We start from the raw sequence: 15,092 nt of genomic DNA, 5'->3' as shown, positions 1-15,092 counted from the left end.
ATATTGGGTATTAAGTAATGGATATAAAAATTGAAAACTTTGAAGGTCCATTTGACCTGTTGTTACATCTTATAAAAAAAAATAAGATGAGTATTTATAATATAAATATCTATGATATAACCATCCAATACATAGATTACATAAATGAAATGAAGGAACTTGATCTTGATATTGCATCAGAGTTTATTGTTATGGCCGCAACACTTATTGAAATGAAGTCTCGTCATCTTGTTCCACAAAAGTTAAACAAAGTGAATGAAGAAGAGAATGAGGAAGTATCAACAGATTTATTATTTGATAGGCTAATAGAATATAAAAAATTTAAAAGGGTATCGGAGATATTGCTATCTAGATATCAGGATAAAGGGAATGCATATTTTAAAAAGCCTGAAATAATAGATCAACCAAAAGATGAAGTCGTTGATTTAAATCAAATATTTAAAGATATAGATATATTGTATTTTTATGAGAAGTATAAGAAACTGATTAACTCTTATATAGAGAAGCAAAACAATATTAATCCTATACAAAATAATATTTATTTGGATAAGTTTAGAGTTGAGGATAAAATACGGGATTTGAAAAACACTTCTGGGGTTGTTTTAAGGTTTAATGAAATAATTAAGCCATGTATCGATAAAGTGGAGATAATTATTATTTTCATTGCAATACTGGAACTAGTTAAACAAAATTATTTTAAAATTATACAAGTTGGTAAATTTACTGATATCATATTGGAAAAAAATAGTATGGAATATGGAGAATATGAAGATGAATGACAGGTTTATTTTGAATAAAGCGATTAAAGATAAATTTTTCTCTGCTATAGAATCATTATTATTTGTACATGGAGATCCAATTTCTTTAAAAGATATAAGTGTTGTACTTGGGGAGGAAGTCGACTTTGTAAGACTTCTTATGGATGAATTTGAATTGTTATATGAAAATTCTAATAGGGGATTAAAATTATTTAAGATAGATGATAAATATCAGTTTGGAACAAAACCTGAAAATGAGAAATATATAGTTAAATTGCTCAAAACTAATCAGCGTCAATCTTTATCTCAGGCAGCGATAGAAACATTGTCAATAATTTCATACAAACAACCTGTAACACGAGTTGAGATTGAAGAAATAAGAGGTGTAAGAAGTGATAAGGCAATACAAACCTTATTAGATAAAGATCTTATAAAAGAATCTGGAAGACTCGAAGTTATAGGTCGTCCTATTTTATATGGAACAACCGATAATTTTTTAAAGCAATTTGGGATTGAAAGATTAGAAGAACTTCCAGCTCTTGAAGATGTACAAATTGATGATTAAATAAATCCTATAAGGCAACCAAGTAAAAAGAAAATGATTGCGAATAATAATCTTCTAATAAAAAATACGTTAGATTTTGACATAATAATCTCCTCCTTATGGAGATATTATTATACTAATTTAGTATTGAAGTCAATAAAAAATTAACAGGGCCATTTAAGATATAAGTTGCAGTTTAAATATATAATCAACGTGCTTAAATTTTATATTTATAAAATGTTGTATAACATTATATAAAACTTAATTCTTATAATCTTAAATGGCCCTGTTGTTATATTGTCCTTTATATTTAAAACTTATTCAATAAAATGTGTGCTAGAGTTGATTTAGAAAGTCTTCTTTAGTATTTTTAGTAAATAATTTTATTTTATTATCAATTTCTAGTACAATTAAAGGTATACCTAGTTTACCATTTAATTTACAATCATTAAATATGTCTTCATAGTTATCACGAAAGTGTAGAAATTTTTTGAGGTTTTCAAGACTTTCTATTATGTTTATAAATTCAAATTTGATTTCCTTATCTGAGAGTTCTTTTTTCAATGCTGAGCAATCTGGGCATTGTTCATTTCCATATACTTTTATATTTTTCATAAAATCATCCTCCTAATGTTTATATCTAAAACTATATTTCTATAGTCTGATTTCTGTTTGGTCCAACAGATATTATCGAAATTTTAATTCCTGTAGTGAGCTCAATTGTTTTTATATATTTCTTAGCGTTATCTGGTAAATCATCAAATGATTTTATTTGTGTTATATCCTCCATCCATCCGTCTAATTCAATGTAGATGGGCTCACATCTAGAAAACTCCTCTATTGTTGATGGAATAAATTCTATTTTTTTACCGTCTAGGTTGTATGCTACACAGATTTTTAATTTATCAAATCCTGTTAAAACATCTAGTAGTGTTACTGCTAAATTTGTAATTCCGGAAACTCTTTTCCCGTGTTTTAAGATCACAGTATCCAGCCATCCAATTCTTCTTTCACGTCCAGTTGTTGTTCCATATTCATTTCCAATCTTACGTATTTTTTTTGAAGTTTCACAGAATATTTCTGTTGGGAGTGCTCCTTCACCAACACGAGTTGAGTATGCTTTTGTTATACCTAAAACTTTTTGAATATATTGTGGGGAGATTCCACAGTTGAGAGCAACAGATGATGCTGAAGGTGATGAGCTTGTAACGTATGGATAAGTTCCATGGTCTAGGCACAGCATTATACCTTGGGCACCTTCGAATATGACATTTTTATTTTCATTTAAAGAGTTTGTTATAAATACAGAGGTATCTATTATTTTTGATTTTATTGTATCTATATAAGATGTGTATTTATTAAAAATTTTATCTTTATCAAAAATTTTATTTCCAAATAGAGATAGTATTTTGTTTGCATAATCAACGTTTAAAGAAAGTTTTTCGTAGAATGAGTCTTTGTTTAATAAATCTCCGAATCTAATACCTATTCTCATATATTTATCAATATAGCATGGCCCGATTCCTCTCTTTGTTGTTCCAACCCTGTTATCTCCCTTTAAGTTTTCAAATGCTTCATCAAGTTCAATGTGATATGGAAATAGTATGTGTGCTCGATTTGATATGTAGAGATTTTGACAATTTATACCTTGATCTATTAGAGAATTTATTTCTTTCACAAGAACGCTGAGATCTATAACCATTCCATTTGATAATATGTTAATAGTTTTTGGATTAAAAATGCCAGATGGTATTAAATTAAGAGCAAAATGTTTATTATCGAATTTTATTGTATGTCCTGCATTATTTCCACCTTGGTATCTAACACAAACATCAAACTTATTTGAGAGATAATCAGTAATTTTACCTTTACCTTCATCTCCCCATCCTGTTCCAACAACAACTAATGAATTCATGTAAACAACTCCTAACACAAAATAAAGATTAGTTTCAAGTCAAGTATATCAGAAATTATAGAATTTAAGTTTGTTTTTTGTTAAAATTATCGTAGAGTTAAGGAAATATTATCTATGTTCATTAAGGAGGGTAGTATGGAAAAAATTAATAATGATAGGATATGTGTAGGTCTTGCGGGATTTGGATTATCGGGGAGGTTTTTTCAGGCTCCATTTCTTCATTCAGATACTAGATTTAATCTTAAAAAAGTCTATGAAAGGACTTCAAATAATTCAAAACAAGAGTATCCAGAAGTTGAAATTGTAAGGAGTTTTGAAGAGTTATTGACGACTGATATTGATCTCGTTGTAATTTCAACTCCAAATCCTTATCATGTTTCTATGGCATCTCAAGCTATGAAGGCTGGAAAGCATGTTGTTGTAGAGAAACCTATTGCATCAACGAGCAAAGAAGCGAGAGAGTTATGCGAAATTGCAAAGAATGAGAAGGTTTTACTTTCTGTTTACCAAAATAGAAGGTTTGATGGAGATTTTTTAACTGTTAAGAAAATAATAGATGAAAATTTGATTGGTGAAATTTTGGACTATGAATGTCATTTTGATCGATTTGTAACTGGAAAGAGTAAAAAACAATGGAAGGCTGATGGTGGAAAAGGAATAGATCTCTTATATGATATTGGGGTTCATTTGATTGATCAGGCTTATAGTATTTTTGGAATGCCAGATGAAGTGTATGCAGATTTAAGAAAACAGCGTGACGAATCTTCTGGAATTGATAATTTTCAAGTGTATTTGTACTATAAAGATAAGAAAATTACGTTATCAGCTGGAGAAGTTGTTGCTATGTCTGGTCCTCATTTTATGATTCATGGATCTAAGGGAAGCTTTATAAAATATGGGAATGATTTACAGGAGAGTAGATTAATTTCTGGAATGCGTCCTAATAAATCAGATTTAGGTTGTGATGAAGAAAAATATTTTGGAACACTTTGTAGGATTACTGATCATGGATTTTTAGAAGAGAAGATAGTAACAGAGTTAGGTGATTATGGGAGATATTATGATAATATTTATCGTGTTATAAATAATGGTGATGATTTATTTATAAAACCAGAAGAGGCTGTTGATGTCATGCGAATTATTGAAACTGCACAAAATAGCAGTATCGAAAAACGAAGGATTAGGGTATTATGATTGAAAGATATTCACGTAAAGAAATGTTAGATGTGTGGTCTAATGAAAATAAATTTAATGCTTGGATGAAAGTTGAATTATTATCTAGTGAAGCTTTTAGTAAACTTGGAGTTATACCTAAAGATGATATCAAGAAACTTTGGGAGAATTGTAGAATTGATGTTAATAGGATGCTTGAGCTTGAGAAGGAAATGAAACATGACGTTGTTGCGTTTACGAGGGCACTTAGTGAATATTTAGGAGAAGAGAAGAAGTGGGTTCATTATGGTCTTACAAGTACAGATGTTGTTGATACAGCATATGGATACATTTTGAAACAAGCAAATGAAATTATAATTAGAGATATAGAGGAGATATTGGAAGTTTTAAGCAGGAGGGCTATTGAGTACAAGGGGGTTCCTTGTATAGGAAGAACCCACGGTGTACACGCAGACATAACTTCATTTGGTCTTAAATTTGCCCTATGGTATGATGAAATGAGGAGAAATTTAGAGAGGTTTAAGATGTCTTCACAGGGTGTTGAGATTGGTAAGATAAGTGGTGCTGTTGGAAATTATGCAAACATTGATCCATTTATACAAGATTATGTGTGTGATAAGCTTGGAATTAATTCATCGAATATATCAACTCAAACACTTCAACGAGATAGACATGCATTTTATATTTCGACAATATCTTTAATTGGTTCGACACTTGAAAAAATTGGAATAGAGATAAGGCATCTCCAGAGGACAGAAGTCCGAGAAGTTGAGGAAAGATTTTCAAATGGACAAAAAGGATCAAGTGCTATGCCACATAAAAGGAATCCAATTTCTAGTGAAAATATATCGGGCTGTGCTCGTGTTTTGAGAGGTTATATGATTACATCTTTTGAAAATATTCAGCTCTGGCATGAGAGAGATATTTCACATTCGAGTGCGGAAAGAATAATACTTCCTGATGCTACAATTTTAGTTGATTATATGCTAAATAGGATGAAGAATATTTTGGATAATCTAGTTATATTTAAAGATAATATGCTTGAGAATATAAATAGGACATATGGTATTATTTTTTCTCAAAGAGTTATGAACAGTTTGATAAATAAGGGATTATCCAGAGAAGATTCCTATGATATTATTCAAACTTTAGCGATGCATTGTTTCACAAATAATTTGGATTTCAAAGAAATGTTGCTTAATGATTCTTCAATTTTGAAACATTTAACTCCAAATGAAATTGAGCAATGTTTTACAATTGATTATTATATGAAAAATGTTGATGTGATTTTAAGGAGAGTTGGCATTTTGAAATAATTTTTAAGGAGGAAATAATTTGAAATCAATAAGGGATATAGAGGTTAGATATTCTGAAACAGATCAAATGGGTGTTGTTTATCATTCTAATTATTTGGTTTGGATGGAGATTGGGAGAACAAATTTTATAAAAGATATTGGATTTAATATGGTAGATTTTGAAAGAGATGGATTTTTATTTCCTGTTTACGAAATGGATATAAAGTTTATAAGTCCCACTCGTTATGATGAAAAAATTTATGTAGAAACATCCATACATAAATTATCAAGAGTTAAGATGGTATATGAGCAAAGAATTTTAAATGATAAAAATGAAGAAAAGACTAGAGCATTTGTTACTATTGTTTGTGTAACCAAAGATGATTTTAAGATTACAAGATTTGATAGGGAGTTAAAAGAATTTTATGATAGGTGCTTGAAGTTTTTAGAAAGCTGAGGCTTTATAATATATTTAAAATTTAATTTGAAGTGCATACGTTTCGTATGTACTTTTTTTTTTAATAATATTGGAAATAATTCCATTGTTGTAGATTGAATTATAATGAGCAGTTAGAAGAATAATAAAAGATACAAATAATTAGATTTTTGAGGAAGTGAACACAGTGAAAAAAGATAATTTAAGCATTATTGGGATTGTAGTTGGTATTGTCATGCTACTCTATGGGATGTTAGGACCAGGAACCTCGCTCATGGCATTTGTAGACATTAAGTCGTTTGTAATTGTTATAGTTGGTTCGTTTGCTGCCTTATTAGTTAGTTTTTCAATGAATGAAATAAAGTCTGTTGGGTCTTACATGAATGTTGTACTTAGGGATACTAATAGAGATAAGATTGCCTTTATTACACAAATAATAAATCTTTCTAAGAAAGCTAGAAAAGAGGGAATGTTATCTTTAGAAGCTGAGATTGAGAATATGGATGATGCTTTTTTAAAGCAAGGTATTAAGTTAATTGTTGATGGCGTTGAGGAAGATGCTATAGTTAATATTTTAGAGAGTGAAATGGAAAATTACGAGGAAAGAATGAAGCGAGGAGTCAAGTTTTTTAAACAGTGGGGAGCATATGCACCAGCTTTTGGAATGATAGGAACTCTTATTGGACTTATTCAGCTCCTCGGTAATATGGAAGATATTAATAAGCTTGTTTCAGGTATGGCTACTGCACTTATAACTACACTTTATGGGGCTATTGCGGCAAATTTAATCATGTTACCTCTTGCAGATAAAATATCACTTAATTCTGGTAAAGTTATGGATTTTATTATGCTTGAGTATAAGGCAATAAGGTGTATAAGGTCTGGATATACTCCAAAGATGATACAAGAAATTTTAAGTACATATTTAGAAGAAAGTGAAAAGGTTAAACTTGAGGAGAGTATAAAGGCTAATAAATAATTAATTTGTTTGGAGTGAGAAGTTTATGGGAAAGAAAAAAGATGAGGAACAAGGCGGTGGAGCTCCTGAGTGGATGGTTACATTTTCTGATGCGATGACTCTGCTTATGGTGTTTTTTATACTACTATTTTCAATGTCAACTATAGATGCAAAGAAGGAAGCTCAGCTTAGTATGGCGTTTAATAATATATTTAATGGTGGAGGCAACAATCCTATTGTTGATGAAGGAGTTGGTGATGAAACTTTAAATAACGGAAGTATGGAAGAGGAAATTGAGGAACATCAGGATTCTTTAGTAAACATATTAAATGAGTTGATTATTGAGAAAGGACTTAAGGATTTTATTTCAGTTGAAATAGTTGAAAGAGGAGTTTCTGTTGTGGTTGTTGATTCATTACTTTTTCAATCAGGAAGAGCTGATTTGAAAGGAGAAAGTAAACATATTCTTAAAGATATTGCTGGAGTTTTGAATGAAATTGATAACCAGATAATTATTGAGGGACATACAGACAATGTTCCAATCAACACATATATGTTTGCAAGTAATTGGGAATTATCAACCGCAAGAGCAGTTGTTGTTACTAGGTTTTTAGTTGAATCTGCAGAGGTTAATCCTACGCGTATATCTGCTCAAGGTTATGGTGAGTTTAGACCGATTGCATTGAATGATAATGCTGAGAATAAGGCGAAAAATAGAAGGGTTAATATTTTGATTTTGAATAAAGTAGAAGGGTGATTTTATGGCAAGTGATGAAAAAAAGAAGTCAGGTAAGGGGATTATTATAGTTGTAGTGATTTTACTTTTGGTGATTATTTTGGGTGCAGTTGGAGGATTTTTTATAATTTCGAAGATGAATAATAGTGATCAACCAAAGAAGATAGTTGAAGAAGTGATTCAATTAGATGATATTGTAGTTAATATAAAAGATCCTTCTAATAAAAAATACGTAAAGGTTTCACTGGCAATGACCTATGATTCAAAGAATAAAAAAGCACTTGAGAGTATCAATTTAAATATTTATAAAATAAAGGATGCGATTATAACGATATTTAAAGATAAATCAGTTAATGAACTTGAAAGTAGTGAGGGAATTGAATCGGTTAAGCTTGAGATTAAAAATACAATTAATTCGATTCTTGAAAGCGAAATGGTTTTGTCTATTTACTTTACAAATTTATTAGTGAATTGAAGATTAAGATGAGTAATGTTATGAATGTGTTTTCATTAATTTTAATTTTAGTAATCCTTATGTTAATTTATGTGAAATTAAATTTTAAAGGTATTCAAAGTCAGAATTTATTTATAAAGGTAATTTCGAGAGTGGCTATTTCAAAGGACAATTACATTTTGATTATAAGGGTTATTGACAAGTATTATTTATGTTCCTCAACTCAGAGAGGAATTAATGTTATTGAGCATTTAGATGAGAGCAAGGTTTTGGAGTGTATGAATAATAGGAAGAGTACATTTTCAGAGGGAAGGTAATTGTTTATGAAGAAGGCTTTCTGTAGGTTATGTATGTTAGTTACTTTAGCGGTTTTACTTATTGAGTGTAGGGTGAGTGCATTAGGCATTTTTTCAGATAGTAATGAAGGATTTATTAGTAAGAACATTGAGCTGTTTATATTTTTTACGCTTCTTACTTTTTTACCTATGTTAATAATAATGACGACGAGTTTTACAAGAATAGTTATTACATTTGCTTTTTTAAAAAATGCCTCAGGGCTCCAAAATGCAATACCTAGTATAGTTTTGGTTGGACTTTCAATAATACTGACTTTTTTTATAATGATGCCGATTGGTGAAAGGATTAACAATGATGCGATTATTCCATATATGAATAAAGATATCAGTGGGAAGGAAGCTTATGATAGGGGACTTCTACCTCTCAAAGAATTTATGTTTAAGCAGACGAGGCAAGATGATTTGGAATTATTTCTAGAGCTCTCAAAATATGAAGGGGAAGTAACATCAGAGAATATTCCAATTACAACTCTTATGTCATCTTTTGCACTTAGTGAACTTAAGACATCATTTCAGATTGGATTTTTAATATTTATTCCATTTTTGATAATTGATATGGTTGTTGCGAGTATATTAATGGCCATGGGAATGATGATGGTTTCACCTGCTATAATATCGCTCCCGTTTAAGATACTTCTTATTGTACTCGTGGATGGTTGGAGACTTGTAATTAAATCATTATTTATAAGTTTTGGAGGTGTTTGATGAGTCAAAATTTAGCGATTGCGATAATAAGAAAGGCTTTGTTTACTGGATTTAAAATATCAATTCCATTCTTATTGATTACAATGATTATTGGAATAGTTATAAGTATAGTTCAAGCTATTACGCATTTAAATGATCAGAGCTTAACTTTTGTTCCTAAGGTTTTAATATTATCATTGATGGGACTTATGATGGCACCTTTTGTTATTAAGCAGATGGTTAAGTTTACAAATGAAATGTTTAATATAGTTCAAAAAATTACAACTGGTTAGGTGATTACATTGAATTTTGAAATCGATTATAAGATTCTCTTCTTGATAATTATAAGGGTCAGTTCATTTATTGTTGTATCTCAAGTATTTTTTCCAAGAGGTATTAGCAATGTTTTTAAGATTATATTTTCAGTTATATTTGCATTTATGCTGTTTCCAATCATTTATCAGAATATTGAGATTAATCTTCGTGGAGATGAACAGTACATATTTTTAATTCTATCGGAAACATTAATAGGGTTGTTGATTGGGATTTTTGTTAATTTACTTTTTCAACTTTTTAGTGGAATTGGATCTATTTTAGATTCTCAGGGTGGATTTTCATCTGCACAGGTATTTGACCCTATGACTAATAATAATTCGAGTGTAATAGAGAAGATTTTTTATTGGATTTCACTTAGCGTATTTATAATTTTAAATGGTCACCATTATTTTATACGGGCATTTATATTTAGCTATGAAAAGATAGGGATTGGTAACCTGAATATTTCTTCGGACTTTTTAAATAGTTTTATTTTTTCAATGCTTACGATCCTTAAAACATCATTTATGATAATAATTCCTATCGTTATAATTTTGATATTTGTTGATATTATCTTAGGAATAATATCAAAAATAATCCCGAAGATAAATATGATACTTGTGAGTTTTCCATTTAAGATAGCTGTAACTATATCTCTTTTAATTATATCGATAAAAATTATATTTACAAGGTTTACAGACATCTATGTAGATTTTAATAATTTAATTTTCAAAGTATTTTCTTTTTCACCAGTGCTTTTTGTATTTTCTGATGATAAGACAGAGGAGGCAACACCCCATAAGAAAAAGAAGGCAAAAGAGGAAGGGAATGTTGCTAAATCTACATTTCTAGTTTCAGCGATTTCTATTCTTGGAGTTGTTGGAGTGATTATACTTGGGAAATTTATTTTAAGGGAACTCAAAAAAATAATGGCATATTTTCTTGGTGATGGGATTGCTTACAATTATGGTGGATATGATGTCGTTTATATTTTTAAACTTGTATTACCAAAGATTTTAATTATGATACTTATACCTGGAGTTATTTTTATAGGACTTTCTATTGTATCAAATATAATTCAAACGGGTTTTTTAGTTACTTCAAAACTTTTAAAACCGAATTTTAAAGATTTAAATCCATTGAATACAATCAAAAGTATTTTTAGCATTAAATCATTATTTGATTTGTTTAGGGATCTTATTATTGTTGTGGTTCTTTGTTATTTATCGTATCAATTTATCATTGATAATGTGGAAACTTTTTTAAGGATAGGTAATTTTAAAGTGAGTCAATCTTTTTCATTTATTGTACCACTTTTTATATCCATTTTTATTAAAATTTTTGTTGTAGTTGGAGTAATAGGAGTTGTTGATTTTACGATTGAGAAGTTTCGCCACAAGAAAAAACTTAGAATGACGAAGCAAGAGGTTAAAGAAGAATTCAAACAAATGGAAGGAGATCAACAAGTTAAATCTCAAATTAGGCAAAAAGGTAAACAGATAATTATGCAGAACATGATGTCTAACGTTAAAGACTCATCTGTTATTATAACGAATCCAACACATATAGCAGTTGCACTTCGATATAAGCAGGGGGAGGATATGGCTCCTAAACTAATGGCAAAGGGTATAAATCATGTTGCATATAGGATAAAAGAAATTGCTCAAGAAAATAATGTGCCTATTGTTGAAGATAAACAACTTGCTAGATTTATTTATAATAATGTGGAATTAGAGCAAGAGATACCACAAGATATATATAAGGCAGTGGCTGATATTTTAACGTACATATTTAAACTTAATAACAAAAGTAAAAAGTATTAGTGAGAGAGGGGTGTTGTTTGGTTGGAAAACACAAAAGCCCTAGGATTAAGTAAAAAAGATTTAATAGATATTGGAGTGGCAGCTGGGATAATTTGTATTGTACTTATGATTATTATTCCAATGCCACCTTTTATTTTGGATATACTCATTGCTGTTAATATAACGATTTCAGTAATGATACTTCTGATTACTATATTTTCTACAGAGGTTTTACAGTTTTCAATATTTCCGAGTATTCTACTTATTACAACTCTTTTTAGGCTTGCATTAAATGTATCTTCAACAAGACTTATTCTTTCCAAAGCTGATGGTGGAAGTATTATAAAAGCTTTTGGAGAGTTTGTTATAGGAGGAAATTATATAGTAGGAGTAATTATCTTTTTAATCATTGTTATAATTCAGTTTCTTGTCATAACAAATGGTTCTGGACGTGTATCAGAAGTTTCAGCGAGATTTACACTTGATGCTATGCCAGGTAAGCAAATGAGTATTGATGCTGATTTAAATTCCGGAATTATATCTGAGGAAGAAGCAAAAAAGAGAAGAAGGAATCTCCAACTTGAGGCAGATTTTTATGGATCAATGGATGGTGCATCAAAGTTTGTTAAAGGTGATGCCATAGCAGGGATAATTGTTACTATGATTAATATTGTTGCAGGGATAATTATAGGTACGATGATGATGGGAATGGAAGTAGGAGAGGCAGCATCTACATATGTTAGGTTAACCGTTGGGGATGGATTGGTTTCACAAATACCTGCTCTTTTAATATCAACTGCTTCTGGTGTAATTGTAACTAGATCAGGAGATGGAAGAAATTTAAGTCGTGCAATTTCAGAGCAATTTTCATCGTTTCCAATTGTACTTTTGACATCTGCAGGAATACTTGGATTTCTTGCAATAATCCCAGGACTTCCAACAGTTCCATTTTTACTTTTAGCAGTTACTACAGGTGTGGGAGGATTTTTGATTTTGAAAAATCAAGATAAGGTTAAGGAAGTTTCAACAGAAGAAAATTTACAACAAGATCATGATTCTAGAGAAGAAGTTAAGACTGAGCCTGAAAATGTAAACAAACTTATATTAATTGAGCCGATTGAACTCGAAATTGGATATGGACTTATTCCTTTAGCTGATGAGAAAAGTGGAGGAGATCTTTTAAGTAGAATTGCATCAATACGAAGACAAATTGCATTAGAACTTGGACTCATTTTAAAACCGATAAGGATCAGAGATAATTTGCAACTTAAGAGTAATGAATATGTGTTAAAAATTTGGGGAACAATAGTGGTTAAAGTAGAAGTTATTCCCAATATGTTAATGGCTATTTCGACATCTAATGAAGAGCTTGATGGTATACAAGGATTTATGACAAAAGATCCAACCTTTGGTCTTGATGCTAAGTGGATAGAAAAATCTCAAAGAGAAGAGGCTGAGCTTTTAGGATTTACGGTTGTTGATCCAACAACAATAATTGTTACACATATAACTGAGATGATAAAGGTTAAGGCATTTGAATTGATTGGACGACAAGAAACAAAAGAGATTGTAGATACAATAAAAGAAAAGTATCCAACTGTTGTGGAAGAACTTGTGCCTGATCTTATGAATATTGGAGATATCCAAAAAGTTTTACAAAATCTTCTTAAAGAGAGAATTCCTATTAAGGATCTTGTAACAATTTTTGAGAGCTTGGCTGATAATTCAAGAACTATAAAAGATATTGAAGTTTTAACAGAACATGTGAGATTTGCTCTCAGTAGAGTTATTTCTAACATGTTTGTTGATGAAGATAAAAAAATTGTTGTTGTTACTTTGAGTCCAAAACTTGAAGAACTTTTAACAAAAAGTATACAAAAGTCAACACAAGGAAGCTTTATTGCTTTAGAACCAAATTTATCAAGGAAGGTATTTGAGGCAATAAGTCATGCAATTAAGAGAGTTCAATTTAATTATAGTCAGCCTGTTATTCTTGTTTCACCACGAATTAGACCAGCATTTAAGAGATTTACGGAACTGGTGTTTGGGGATTTGTTTATTATTTCCTTAAATGAGATTGTACCCGATGTACAAATAATAAATAGTAGGATGGTAGAGATAGATGATAATTAGAAAGTATCTAGTAGATGACATAAATGAGGCTTTATTTTGTATTAAACATGAGCTTGGAGATGAAGCTTATATCATAAGTAAGAAACAAGTTAGACAACCAGGAATAAAAGGGCTTTTTACAAATAAAAAGTTGGAAGTTACAGTAGGAGTTGTAAATCCAGGGAATGCCAATGAAAATAAATTATTAACTGGAGATGAATTAGATAAGAATGTTAACTTTAGTTCAATACCTGTTACTCAAACACAATCGCAGATTGATGTAAATAGTTTAAATAATTTATCGAATTTGAAAAATTTAAATCCAAATTCATCTTTAGCAAATTCTTTTCAGCCTAATAAGTACAAATCCCAAGAACAAACTCAATCTATGAGTTATTACAATAAATTGTTCGAGGAGAAACATAAAGAACTTAATGGTTATTCAGAAAACATATTTTCAAATCAAATGAAAGATGGCTCATATCAGTTAAATCAAAACAATAATTTAAGTCCATTTAATATGGAAAGTAAGAATAGGTTAGAGAATTACAATATGAAACCAACCTCATCTATTATGGATTTAAATGTGGATTCAAATTATGAATCGGGAAATCTTAATAATAATGCAATTTCAGATCGAATCAATGAAAATCAAAATGAAATAATAAATAGCTACGCTGATTTAATAAAACAGAACAATATTGGGGAGAATAAAAATTCTACACTTGATGAACTAAAAAAAGAGATACATGAAATTAAGAGTATTGTGGGAGAGATTGCGACTTTTAAGCCATCATCAAGTTATTTGGATGAAATTTTGTACAGTCAGGATATATGCAGGGAACTTTGCGATGAAATTAAAGCTAATTGTACATTAACAAAAGATGAGCTTATGAATAAAACAATCGTTAAGAAATATTTAAGAGGAGTTTTTTCAAACATAATTAAGATTTATGATTCCAATATTTCAAACAAAATAGTAGTAGTTGGACCAACGGGTTCTGGTAAGACAACAACGATTGCAAAACTTGCAGGGATGCTTTCTCTAAATTTAAATAAAAGTGTAGGTTTGGTTACGATAGATACTTTTAGAGTTGGAGCAGTTGAACAGCTTAAAATGTATGCAGATATTATGAATGTACCGTATAAATATGTTACGACTTTGGATGATATAAGAACTGTATTTGATTATATGAAATCATGTGAAGTTATTTTGGTAGATACAATAGGCAGAAGCAATAAAAATATTATACATTTAAACGAACTTAATATGTTCGTTCAATCCATTCAATCAGATGAAGTGACATTGGTTGTTAGTGCGGGAATGAAACAACAAGATCTAAATGGATTTATAAATTCATTTAAAGGAATCAAATTCAAAAATGTTATTGTTACAAAATTAGATGAGACAAATAGTTTTGGGATGTTTGTAAATATTTGTTACAAAACTTCTTTACCTATAAGTTTTGTTACGGTTGGTCAAGATGTTCCATTAGATATAAAGCAAGCGGATAAAGAGGAAATTTTAAATATGATTTTAGGAGAATAATAAAG

The 15,092-nt window shown here is 29.9% G+C and carries 16 protein-coding genes; 14 read left to right on the top strand and 2 right to left on the bottom strand.

What is annotated here, in order from left to right; translation table 11 throughout:
- Nucleotides 1–17 precede the first annotated feature (17 nt).
- Together SFBM_RS05790 and scpB are read left to right on the top strand one after the other, a co-directional pair.
- The gene (locus SFBM_RS05790) at nucleotides 18–779 is read left to right on the top strand and encodes a segregation and condensation protein A (RefSeq protein WP_005805605.1); all 762 of its coding nucleotides are present in this window, start codon (nucleotides 18–20) and stop codon (nucleotides 777–779) included.
- A complete protein-coding gene (scpB, locus tag SFBM_RS05785) occupies nucleotides 772–1,323 on the top strand; it encodes an SMC-Scp complex subunit ScpB (RefSeq protein WP_007439932.1) in 552 nt (183 codons plus the stop codon). Before SFBM_RS05790 ends, scpB begins: the two co-directional genes overlap by 8 nt.
- A 315-nt stretch (nucleotides 1,324–1,638) precedes the next feature.
- Here scpB and SFBM_RS05780 read toward each other — a convergent pair whose 3' ends face one another.
- Nucleotides 1,639–1,917: a glutaredoxin domain-containing protein gene (locus SFBM_RS05780; RefSeq protein ID WP_005805610.1), complete on the bottom strand. Its 279-nt coding sequence runs from the start codon at nucleotides 1,915–1,917 to the stop codon at nucleotides 1,639–1,641.
- A gap of 31 nt (nucleotides 1,918–1,948) precedes the next feature.
- Complete coding sequence (locus SFBM_RS05775; RefSeq protein ID WP_005805612.1) at nucleotides 1,949–3,217, bottom strand: adenylosuccinate synthase; 1,269 nt, start codon at nucleotides 3,215–3,217, stop codon at nucleotides 1,949–1,951.
- A gap of 135 nt (nucleotides 3,218–3,352) precedes the next feature.
- Between SFBM_RS05775 and SFBM_RS05770 the strand changes: the two genes are divergently transcribed.
- From SFBM_RS05770 to flhF, 12 genes are all read left to right on the top strand, one after another.
- Entirely contained in the window at nucleotides 3,353–4,411 is a 1,059-nt protein-coding gene (locus SFBM_RS05770) for a Gfo/Idh/MocA family oxidoreductase (protein ID WP_014018018.1), read from the top strand.
- Nucleotides 4,408–5,706: an adenylosuccinate lyase gene (gene purB / locus SFBM_RS05765; protein WP_014018017.1), complete on the top strand. Its 1,299-nt coding sequence runs from the start codon at nucleotides 4,408–4,410 to the stop codon at nucleotides 5,704–5,706. Before SFBM_RS05770 ends, purB begins: the two co-directional genes overlap by 4 nt.
- A gap of 19 nt (nucleotides 5,707–5,725) precedes the next feature.
- Nucleotides 5,726–6,142, top strand: coding sequence for an acyl-CoA thioesterase (locus SFBM_RS05760; protein WP_005805618.1), 417 nt, complete (start codon nucleotides 5,726–5,728; stop codon nucleotides 6,140–6,142).
- A gap of 166 nt (nucleotides 6,143–6,308) precedes the next feature.
- Nucleotides 6,309–7,100, top strand: coding sequence for a motility protein A (locus tag SFBM_RS05755; RefSeq protein WP_005805620.1), 792 nt, complete (start codon nucleotides 6,309–6,311; stop codon nucleotides 7,098–7,100).
- 25 nt (nucleotides 7,101–7,125) lie between these two features.
- Nucleotides 7,126–7,836 (top strand): OmpA/MotB family protein, encoded by a 711-nt coding sequence (locus SFBM_RS05750; protein ID WP_005805622.1) that lies wholly within the window; start codon nucleotides 7,126–7,128, stop codon nucleotides 7,834–7,836.
- A gap of 4 nt (nucleotides 7,837–7,840) precedes the next feature.
- On the top strand, nucleotides 7,841–8,290 hold the full coding sequence (locus SFBM_RS05745) for a flagellar basal body-associated FliL family protein (RefSeq protein WP_005805624.1): 450 nt from the start codon (nucleotides 7,841–7,843) through the stop codon (nucleotides 8,288–8,290).
- An 8-nt stretch (nucleotides 8,291–8,298) separates the two neighbouring features.
- Nucleotides 8,299–8,586 carry a flagellar biosynthetic protein FliO gene (locus tag SFBM_RS05740; RefSeq protein WP_005805625.1) on the top strand — a complete coding sequence of 96 codons (288 nt, stop codon included), beginning with the start codon at nucleotides 8,299–8,301 and terminating at the stop codon, nucleotides 8,584–8,586.
- A gap of 6 nt (nucleotides 8,587–8,592) precedes the next feature.
- Nucleotides 8,593–9,330 carry a flagellar type III secretion system pore protein FliP gene (fliP, locus tag SFBM_RS05735; protein ID WP_014018016.1) on the top strand — a complete coding sequence of 246 codons (738 nt, stop codon included), beginning with the start codon at nucleotides 8,593–8,595 and terminating at the stop codon, nucleotides 9,328–9,330.
- On the top strand, nucleotides 9,330–9,602 hold the full coding sequence (locus SFBM_RS05730; protein ID WP_005805629.1) for a flagellar biosynthetic protein FliQ: 273 nt from the start codon (nucleotides 9,330–9,332) through the stop codon (nucleotides 9,600–9,602). Before fliP ends, SFBM_RS05730 begins: the two co-directional genes overlap by 1 nt.
- Nucleotides 9,603–11,447: an EscU/YscU/HrcU family type III secretion system export apparatus switch protein gene (locus SFBM_RS05725; RefSeq protein WP_005805631.1), complete on the top strand. Its 1,845-nt coding sequence runs from the start codon at nucleotides 9,603–9,605 to the stop codon at nucleotides 11,445–11,447.
- 21 nt (nucleotides 11,448–11,468) lie between these two features.
- Complete coding sequence (gene flhA, locus SFBM_RS05720) at nucleotides 11,469–13,559, top strand: flagellar biosynthesis protein FlhA (protein WP_005805633.1); 2,091 nt, start codon at nucleotides 11,469–11,471, stop codon at nucleotides 13,557–13,559.
- Nucleotides 13,549–15,087, top strand: a complete 1,539-nt coding sequence (gene flhF, locus SFBM_RS05715) for a flagellar biosynthesis protein FlhF (protein WP_014018015.1) — start codon at nucleotides 13,549–13,551, stop codon at nucleotides 15,085–15,087. Before flhA ends, flhF begins: the two co-directional genes overlap by 11 nt.
- Nucleotides 15,088–15,092: the final 5 nt, after the last annotated feature.

The organism is Candidatus Arthromitus sp. SFB-mouse-Japan (genome assembly GCF_000270205.1).
Lineage (GTDB): Bacteria > Bacillota > Clostridia > Clostridiales > Clostridiaceae > Dwaynesavagella.
This window is presented reverse-complemented; position numbering and strand designations above follow the sequence as displayed.